This window comes from Falsiroseomonas sp. HC035, assembly GCF_050563525.1.
GTDB lineage: Bacteria > Pseudomonadota > Alphaproteobacteria > Acetobacterales > Acetobacteraceae > Falsiroseomonas.
Window position 1 is genome coordinate 246772 of record NZ_JBNXUN010000008.1, and the last position, 8360, is coordinate 255131.

9 protein-coding genes are annotated in these 8360 nt (G+C 69.6%); all 9 read left to right on the top strand.

The window, feature by feature from the left end; all coding sequences use genetic code 11:
* The first annotated feature begins 91 nt into the window (after nt 1-91).
* Nucleotides 92-754: a Na+/H+ antiporter subunit E gene (locus ACLF3G_RS18395; RefSeq protein ID WP_430670855.1), complete on the top strand. Its 663-nt coding sequence runs from the start codon at nt 92-94 to the stop codon at nt 752-754.
* On the top strand, nt 747-1025 hold the full coding sequence (locus ACLF3G_RS18400) for an MrpF/PhaF family protein (protein WP_430670856.1): 279 nt from the start codon (nt 747-749) through the stop codon (nt 1023-1025). Before ACLF3G_RS18395 ends, ACLF3G_RS18400 begins: the two co-directional genes overlap by 8 nt.
* On the top strand, nt 1022-1333 hold the full coding sequence (locus ACLF3G_RS18405; RefSeq protein WP_430670857.1) for a cation:proton antiporter: 312 nt from the start codon (nt 1022-1024) through the stop codon (nt 1331-1333). The genes ACLF3G_RS18400 and ACLF3G_RS18405 overlap by 4 nt, the downstream gene beginning before the upstream one ends.
* Nucleotides 1330-2304: an MnhB domain-containing protein gene (locus ACLF3G_RS18410; protein ID WP_430670858.1), complete on the top strand. Its 975-nt coding sequence runs from the start codon at nt 1330-1332 to the stop codon at nt 2302-2304. Before ACLF3G_RS18405 ends, ACLF3G_RS18410 begins: the two co-directional genes overlap by 4 nt.
* A gap of 10 nt (nt 2305-2314) precedes the next feature.
* Nucleotides 2315-2632 carry an NADH-quinone oxidoreductase subunit K gene (locus ACLF3G_RS18415; protein ID WP_430670859.1) on the top strand — a complete coding sequence of 106 codons (318 nt, stop codon included), beginning with the start codon at nt 2315-2317 and terminating at the stop codon, nt 2630-2632.
* A gap of 17 nt (nt 2633-2649) precedes the next feature.
* Entirely contained in the window at nt 2650-4071 is a 1422-nt protein-coding gene (locus ACLF3G_RS18420; protein ID WP_430670860.1) for a complex I subunit 5 family protein, read from the top strand.
* The gene (locus ACLF3G_RS18425) at nt 4068-5543 is read left to right on the top strand and encodes a complex I subunit 5 family protein (protein WP_430670861.1); all 1476 of its coding nucleotides are present in this window, start codon (nt 4068-4070) and stop codon (nt 5541-5543) included. The genes ACLF3G_RS18420 and ACLF3G_RS18425 overlap by 4 nt, the downstream gene beginning before the upstream one ends.
* Entirely contained in the window at nt 5540-7228 is a 1689-nt protein-coding gene (locus ACLF3G_RS18430; RefSeq protein ID WP_430670862.1) for a complex I subunit 5 family protein, read from the top strand. Before ACLF3G_RS18425 ends, ACLF3G_RS18430 begins: the two co-directional genes overlap by 4 nt.
* A 111-nt stretch (nt 7229-7339) precedes the next feature.
* Nucleotides 7340-8360: IS110 family transposase (locus ACLF3G_RS18435; RefSeq protein ID WP_430670863.1), on the top strand; the 1021-nt coding region annotated here is incomplete at its 3' end.

Consider the following 8360-nt stretch of genomic DNA (forward strand, 5'->3'; position numbering starts at 1 on the left):
CTGATTGTCGCGACCGGCGGCCGACCCGCTGCGTCGCGATGGCGCGCGAGGTCCCGGTGGTCGCCGGCCAGCATCGGCGGCCCAGGGCGGCATGGCAGAAATCCGCCGGGCGCGGTATGCTGTGCCGCTCTGCGGTCCGATGGTCCTTCTGCGGGGAGGCAAGCGCTGCCCACGGGCGCTTGCCTGTGTTCCGGTTGTCGAAATCCTGAAAAGTACTATTATCCGACCCGCCACCCACAAGGGCACTCGAAAGACGATGCGGCTTGCCTCAGCTCTGAACCGGTCGGTGATTTTTGCGCTGCTTTGGGTCACCTTGACGGGTGGGGAGGCGGATGCGCTGATTTACGGCGGGCTTGCGGTTGCTGCTGCGACGCTGCTCAGTCTGCGACTGTATCCCGCGGACCAGCCTGGCATCGTGCTCTGGCGGGTGGCGGCGTTCCTGCCGCGTTTCCTGACGGACGCCTTCATGGGTGGACTCGATGTCGCGCGGCGTGCCCTCGACCCCCGCCTGCCGATCGCGCCTGGCTGGGTGCGCGCTGAACTCACCAACCGGAATGAAGCGGCCGGTGTGCTGCTGGGCGGGGTGGTCAGCATCCTGCCCGGAAGCGTCGCGGCGGGGCCCGGCGACGCGGCGATGGACGTCCACCTTTTGAACGTCACGGGATACTCTGCCGACAGGATGCAGGCCGATGAACGCCGGGTTCTTGGCCTGTTCGACCGGCGCATTGGCAGCCTAGATGCCGCGAATGGCTGACTGGTTGACGCTTGCAGCAGTCTTCCTGCTTCTGACCGTCGCCGTCGCGCTGGTGCGCTGCTGGCGCGGACCCGGTCCGGTGGAGCGGATCATGGCCGCCCAGCTGGCCGGCACCGGAGTGATCGGCGTGGCGGTGATCCTCGGCGCGGCGCGGCGCGATGCGGCGATGCTGGACGCGGCGCTGATCGGCACGCTGCTGGCCGCCGTCGCGGTGACCGCCTTCGCGCGAGGCGCTGCCGGGCCTGGCGGCCGGGCGGACGGCAGGGGATGAGCTGGACCGATCTGGCGGTTCTGGCGCTGCTGGGCGCGGGGCTGGCCTTCTATGGGGCAGGCTCGCTGGGCCTCCTGCGTTTTCCTGACACCGCCTCGCGTTTGCATGCGCTGACCAAGGCCGACAACCTCGGCCTGGGGCTGGTGGCGCTGGCGGCGGCGCTCCACTGGGATTCGCTGGCGGTGGCCGCCAAGATCGCGCTGGTCTGGCTGTTCGCGGTGATCGCGGCCGGCATCACGTCTCAACTGCTCGCCCGGCAGGCCCGCCTGGACGGGACCCGCAGCCATCAGGACGGCGTCCAGCCATGACCGGCGCCTTCGACATCATCCTGTGCCTGATGATCCTCGGCACGGCGGGCATCGCGCTTTTCGTGCGCGACGCGCTGGCGGCCATCGCCTTCTTCATCGCCTTCGGCAACCTCCTGGGTCTGGCCTGGCTGGGGCTCGATGCGGTCAACGTGGCGCTGGCCGAGATCGCGCTCGGCGCCGGGGTCACCGGGGTCCTTCTGATCCTGGCCCGGGCGCGGCTTCTGGCGCTGGGCGATGACGCGACCTGCGGCGATACGTCCGCGTGGCTGCGGGCGGGCGCCCTTGCGGCCTGCACGGGCTTCGTGCTGCTGCTGGCTGCGGCGGTGCTCTCGATCCCGCCGGAAAGCGGGCTTGACCGCGCGGTCGCGCCGCTGATGCCGGGGCTTGGCATCGAGAACCGGGTGACCGGCGTCCTGCTGGCCTTCCGCGCCTATGACACGCTCCTGGAAAGCTTCGTGCTGCTCGGCGCGCTGGTCGCGGTCTGGTCGTTGGCGCCCGCCGGGGTCTGGCCGGGCCGTCCGGCTGATCTCGGCATGGCCGATGTGCCGATGCGCCGGGTGGCCCGCAGTTTCGGGCGGTTTCTGCTGCCGGTGGCGCTGGTGATGGCGGCATATCTGGTCTGGGCTGGATCGGACGTGCCGGGCGGAGCTTTTCAGGCCGGCACCGTTCTCGCGGGCGGGCTGATGGTGTCGGCGATAGGCGGCGCGATCGGCCTGCCGCGCAGCGACCTTCCGGGGCTGCGGGTGGCGCTGGTCCTGGGACCGCTGGTCTTTCTGCTGATCGGCCTGGCCGGAATGGGGTTCGGAGGCTTTCTGGTCTATCCTGAAGGATTGGCGAAGGCGGCGATCCTGGCGATCGAATACTCGCTGTTCCTTTCGATCGGGGCCACGCTGGCGCTGCTGGTGGCAGGGCCCAATGTCATCGGGTGGCCGGACCCCGCCGGCGGCACCGACAGGCACAGCGATTGCTGAGGCCGGTTTCATGGTGACGGGCCATGTTTACGCCCTGACCGGCGCGGTCCTGGCCGGGCTGGGTCTTTTCGCCTTCATCACCCTGCGCCATCCGTTGCGCCAGTTGCTTGCGATCAACGTGGTCGGGGCAGGCATCTTCCTGATCCTGGGCGGTCTGGGCCGAGGAGCCGACGCGACCGATCCGTTCCCGCAGGCGCTGGTCATCACCGGGATCGTCGTGGCCGTTGCGCTGACCGCCTTCGGCGCGGCGATGATCGTGCGGCTGGCCGAGGCGCGCGTGGCGACGAAAGCCGCCACCCGCCCCGACGGCGGAAAGCCCGGGCCCTGAGCCCGCTTGACCTTCTGGTGGCGGTGCCGCTCGGCTTCATGCTGGCCGCCCTGCTGGCGGGGCGGGCTGCGCGCTGGCTGATCCTGCCGGCGGCGCCCGCGATGGCGGGGCTGGCGCTCTGGCTGGCGCTGGTGCCGCCCGATGCGGCCTATCTGGTCGGCCACTGGGACTTGCCCTTGGGCATCCTTTTGCGCCCCGGTGGGGTGGCGCGGCTGATGGTGGCGGCCACGGCGCTGGTGATCGGCGCGGTCGGGCTGCACGCGCTGGCCGATCCGCCGGAGAAGGCCGGCCACGCAGCGCAGGCCGAGACCTTCTGGCCGCTGATCTATCTGCTCTGGGCGGGGGCGAATGCGGGCTTTCTGACCACCGATCTGTTCAACCTCTATGTCACGCTGGAGATGGTCAGCCTGGCCGCCGTGGCGCTGGCGGCGATGGGCTCGCTGGAGGCGGCGCTGCGCTATTTCATGATCGCGCTGGTCGGCTCGCTGGCCTACCTCCTGGGAGTGGCGCTTCTGGTGGCGCGTTACAACACCGTGGACGTCACCCTGCTTTCGCAGGTCGCACAGCCCGATCTGGCGACGATGCTGGCGCTGGGGCTGATGACGGCGGGACTTCTGATCAAGGCTGCGCTTTTCCCGATGCATGGCTGGCTGCCGCCCGCCCACGCCGCCGCCCCCGCCCCGGCCAGCGCGCTGCTGTCGGCGATCGCGGTCAAGCTGGGATTTGTGATCCTGCTGCGGCTCTGGTTCGAGGCCTTTCCGGCCGTCACCGGCCAGACCGCGCTGCATGTGCTGGGCGGGTCGGGGGCGCTGGCGGTGATCTACGGCTCGGTCCAGGCGATGCGGCAGCAGCGGCTGAAGGCGCTGGTGGCCTACTCGACGGTGGCGCAGGTCGGCTACCTGTTCCTCGCCTTTCCGCTGGTCGCAGGCGCGCCGGACCCGTCCGGTGCCTGGGCCGGGATGATGCTGCATGCGGTGGCGCACATGCTGGCCAAGGCGGCGATGTTCCTCGCCGCCGGGCTGATGCTGAAGGCCGCCGCCGGCGACAGGATCGGCGATCTGGGCGGGCTGGCGCAGGCGATGCCGATGACGGTGACCGCCTTCGGCCTCGCGGCGGTGTCGCTGATGGGCTTGCCGCCCTCGGGCGGGTTCACCGGCAAGTTCCTGCTTCTGAACGCGGCGATCGCGCAGGGCGCCTTCCTTTATGCCGGCGTGATGATTCTGGGCGGTCTGCTGGCGGCGGTCTATTTCTTCCGGGCGCTCTCGGCCTGCTTTGCCGCCGGGCCGGCGCCGCGTGCGCCTGCGACGCTCGGGGTGCGCACGGCGGCGCCGCTGGTGCTGGCGGGGCTGGCCATCGTCATGGGTTTCGGCGGCAGCGCGCTGCACAATCTGTCGGCGATTGCCGCGCCCTGGGCCGCCCCTGGCGCGGCCGCGCCATGATGACCTTCGCGCCGCTTGTGCTGGTCCTGCTGCCGGTCGTCGCCGCTCTGGTCAGCTTTGCCCTGCCCGAGCGTCTCTCGGCGTGGCGCAATGGGGCGAACATCGGCGTGGCCTTCGTCAAGCTCCTGGTGGTGGCATACCTGCTGTTGCAGGCGCAGGCGGGCGTGGTGTTCGAATGGCGCTACGAGTTCCTGCCGAGCTACGATTTCGTGCTGCGGCTGGACCCGCTGGCGCTGCTGTTCGTGACGCTTTCGGTGTTTCTGTGGCTGCTGACCACGATCTACGCCATCGCCTATTTCGACCGGGGTCCGAACCTGCCGCGCTTCTTCGGGTTCTTCAACCTGTGCGTGCTGGCGGCCACCGGCGTGGCGATGTCGGGCACCGCGATCACCTTCTTCCTGTTCTACGAACTGCTGACGCTGGCGACCTGGCCGCTGGTGGCGCACCGGGGCGACGACAAGTCGCTGCGGGCAGGGCAGATCTATCTGACCTACACGCTGGCCGGCAGCGTCGCCTTCCTGGCCGGAATCCTGTGGCTGCAATCGTTGGTCGGCGCGATCGAGTTTTCCGCCCCCGCCAATCTGGGCGCCATCCCGCCCCTGACCCTGACGCTTATCTTCATCCTGTGTATCGGCGGGCTGGGGGTCAAGGCGGCGATCATCCCTTTCCATGGCTGGCTGCCCGAGGCGATGGCCGCCCCCGCCCCCGTCAGCGCGCTCCTGCACGCCGTCGCGGTGGTCAAGGCCGGGGCCTTCGGCATCGTGCGCGTGATCTACGATGTCTACGGCATCGGCACCGTGGCCGAACTGGGCCTGGGTGTGCCACTGGCCGCGCTTGCCTCGGCGACGATCCTCTACGGCTCGGTGCGGGCGCTGATGCAGAGCGACCTCAAGAAGCGGCTGGCCTATTCCACCGTCAGCCAGGTCAGCTACATCGTGCTGGGTGCCAGCCTGATCGGGCCCTTCGCGGTGATCGGCGGGCTGGTGCATCTGGTGCATCAGGGCATCATGAAGATCACGCTGTTCATGTGCGCTGGCGCGCTTGCCAACCGGATGGGGATCAAGGCGATCGCCGAGCTGGACGGCGCGGGCCGGCTGATGCCGGTGACGATGGCGGCGTTCTCGGTCGGGGCGCTGGGAATGATGGGGATGCCGCCGGTGGCCGGCTTCATCTCGAAATGGTATCTCGGGGTCGGGGCGTTGCAGTCGGATGCGGCCTGGGCGGTCGCGGTGCTGGCGGGCTCGTCGCTTCTGAACGCCGCCTATTTCCTGCCGCTGCTGTACCGCGCATGGCTGCTGCCGCCGCCGCCCGGCCGGCCCGCCATCGCCGAGCTGGCCACCACCCGCGACCGGATGCTGATCCTGCCCGCGGTGGTGACGGCGGTGGTTTCGCTGGGGGCTGGCATCTTCGCCTCGCTGTCCTTCAGCCCGCTCGGCTGGGCCACGCTGGTCGGGCTGGGCTATCTGCGATGACCGCCGATCCGACGCTGCTTTTGCCGCTGGCCGTACTCTGGCCGATGCTCCTGGCGGGGCTGGCCCTGCTGCCGGGCTGGGGGCCGCGCATGATGCTGCTGCTGCCGCTTGGCCCACTGCCGGCCCTGGCGGCGGCCCTCGTCGCGTCGCGCGACGTTCCCGTCGCGCTGCCGGGGGTGCTGCTGGACAGCGGCCTGGAGCTGGGCGCAACCGGCGCACTGTTTCTCGGCGGTGCGGCGACGCTGTGGTTCTGGGCCGGGGTGTATGCCGCCTTCTACATGCGGCACGACGGGCGGCCCGCCGCCTTCGCGCTGTTCTGGAACCTGGTCCTGGCCGGCAATCTCGGCGTCTTTATCGCCGCCGACATCGTCACCTTCTACGTGTTCTTCGCGCTGGTCTCGCTTCTGGCCTATCCGCTGGTGATCCATGACCGCCAGCCCGCCTCCATGCGGGCGGGGACGGTCTATCTGGTGCTGGCTGTCTGCGGCGAGGTGGCGATCCTGGTCGGGCTGATGCTGGCCTCGTTCGGGGCGGGCGGCGCCATAGGCATCGAGGCGGTTCGCGCGGGCCTTGCCCTGCCTTCGGCGCATCCCGCGGCGGTGCCGCTGCTGATCGCGGGCTTCGGGATCAAGGCCGGGCTGATGCCCCTTCATGTCTGGCTGCCGGTGGCGCATCCGGCCGCGCCGGTGCCGGCCTCGGCCGTGCTGTCGGGCGCCATCGTCAAGGCCGGGATTTTCGGGCTGGTGGCCTTCCTGCCGCTGGGCATGCCGGCGGCGGTCGCGGGCAATGTCCTGATGATCCTGGGCTTTTCCGGCCTCTTCCTCGCGGCGCTGCTGGGGCTGGCGCAGGCCGGCGCCAAGGCGGTGCTGGCCTATTCCACGGTCAGCCAGATGGGCCTGGTCATGGGGGTTCTGGGCTTTGCCCTGGCCGAGGGCAGCGCGCCGGCGGCCGTGCTGCCGGCGGTGGCGTTGTTCGCGCTGCATCACGGGCTGGCCAAGGGGGCGCTGTTCCTGGGCGTCGGGCTGGCACCGGTCTGCGGGCGGGCCTGGCGCTGGGGGCTTCTGGGGGGGCTGGCGGTGCTGGGCTTGTCGCTGGCCGGGATGCAGCTACTGGCCGGGGCGCTGGTCAAATCGGCGCTCAAGGACCAGGCCGGGGCCTTTGGGGCCGCGCTGATCGGCCTCTCGGCGCTAACGACGGCGCTGGCGATGGCGCGCTGTCTGGCGGTGCTGCCAAGGGCGAGATCGCGCTGCCGCCCGCCGCGGCTGATGGCCCTGCCGTTCCTCGCCCTGTCCGGGGCGGCGCTGTGGCTGCCATGGCTTCTGTACGCCAGGATCACCGGCAAGACCCCGCTGGCCGCAGACCTGCGGTCGCTGATCTTCGAGGCCTGGCCGCTGGGGCTTGCGGCGCTGATGATTGCGGGCGCGGTCGCGGTCGGGCTGAAGGCGCCTGGCTTGCCAGAAGGCGATGCGCTTGGTCCGGTGCAACGCCGGGTGGCGGCCCTGAGCGCCGCCGCAAGGGCCGCCGAGCGTGCCGGGTCGCGGTCGCTGCGCCGATCGCGCCCGAAGCCGCAAACCGTCATCGGCGAGGATCTGGACCGGATCGAGGACGTTTTCCGCGAAGGCGCCGCCGCCGCCATCCTGGTATTGGCCATCGCGGGGGCGGTCGTCGCCGCTAGCCTGATCTAGACTGGATGATTGCGATCTGAGCGGCTAGGCGGCCCGTCCCACGGCATGCACCGTCCGAGGGTTGCGTCGGATTGGCCGACGCCGAGCCTCATACATGAGGGGACGGACCAGATGATTCTTACCACCTTCATTGGGCTGGATGTCCACAAGGCGACAGTTGCGGTGGCAACGGCGGATGGAGAGCGTCGCGGCGAGGTTCGCGACCTGGGCGTCTTCGCAAACCGGGCAGATGTCATAAAGAAGCTTGCCCAACGGCTGTCGTTGGGGGGCAAGCGGCTGAGCTTCGTCTACGAGGCCGGGCCTTGTGGCTATGGACTGCACCGGCAGTTGGTCGGTCTGGGGCATGAATGCCAGGTTGTCGCCCCTTCGCTCATCCCCATCCGCGCAGGCGACCGGGTCAAAACAGATCGCAGAGACGCCGCCATGTTGGCCAGACTTCACCGGGCCGGCGAGTTGACGAGCGTCTGGGTGCCGGATCCCGCACATGAGGCGATGCGTGATCTGGTCCGCCTTCGTGCCGGCGCGATGCGAGACGTCACCAAATCCCGCCAGCAACTACAGGGCTTCCTGCTGCGGAACGGCCGGATCCACGCCGGCAAGAAAGGCTGGACGGTGGCATACCGTCGGTGGCTGACGACGATCCGCTTTGACCATCCGGCCCAGCAGATCGTCCTGCAAGACTACATTCATGTGGTTCAGGACGCCGAGGCCAGGGCCGCGCGCATCCTTGACCATATCGAGGCCTTGCTGCCGACCTGGTCGCTGGCACCCGTCGTTCAGGCAGTGCAAGCCATGCGCGGCGTCGGTCTCATTGTCGCGGTGACGCTGGCGTCGGAGGTCGGTGACTTCAACCGCTTCGCGAACCCGCGACAGCTCATGGCTTATCTGGGCCTGGTCCCCTCCGAGCACTCCAGTGGCGCCAGCATCAGCCGCGGCGGTATCACCAAGGCTGGCAACTCCATTGCACGCCGGGTCCTGATCGAAGGGGCCTGGACGTATCGCATGCAGGCGCGGGTGAGTCGCAAATTGCACGACCGCATCGAGGATCTGCCCAGGGCGATCCGTGACATCGCCTGGAAAGCACAGGTGCGCCTGTGCGCTCGATATCGAAAGCTGATAGCGCGAGAGCGGC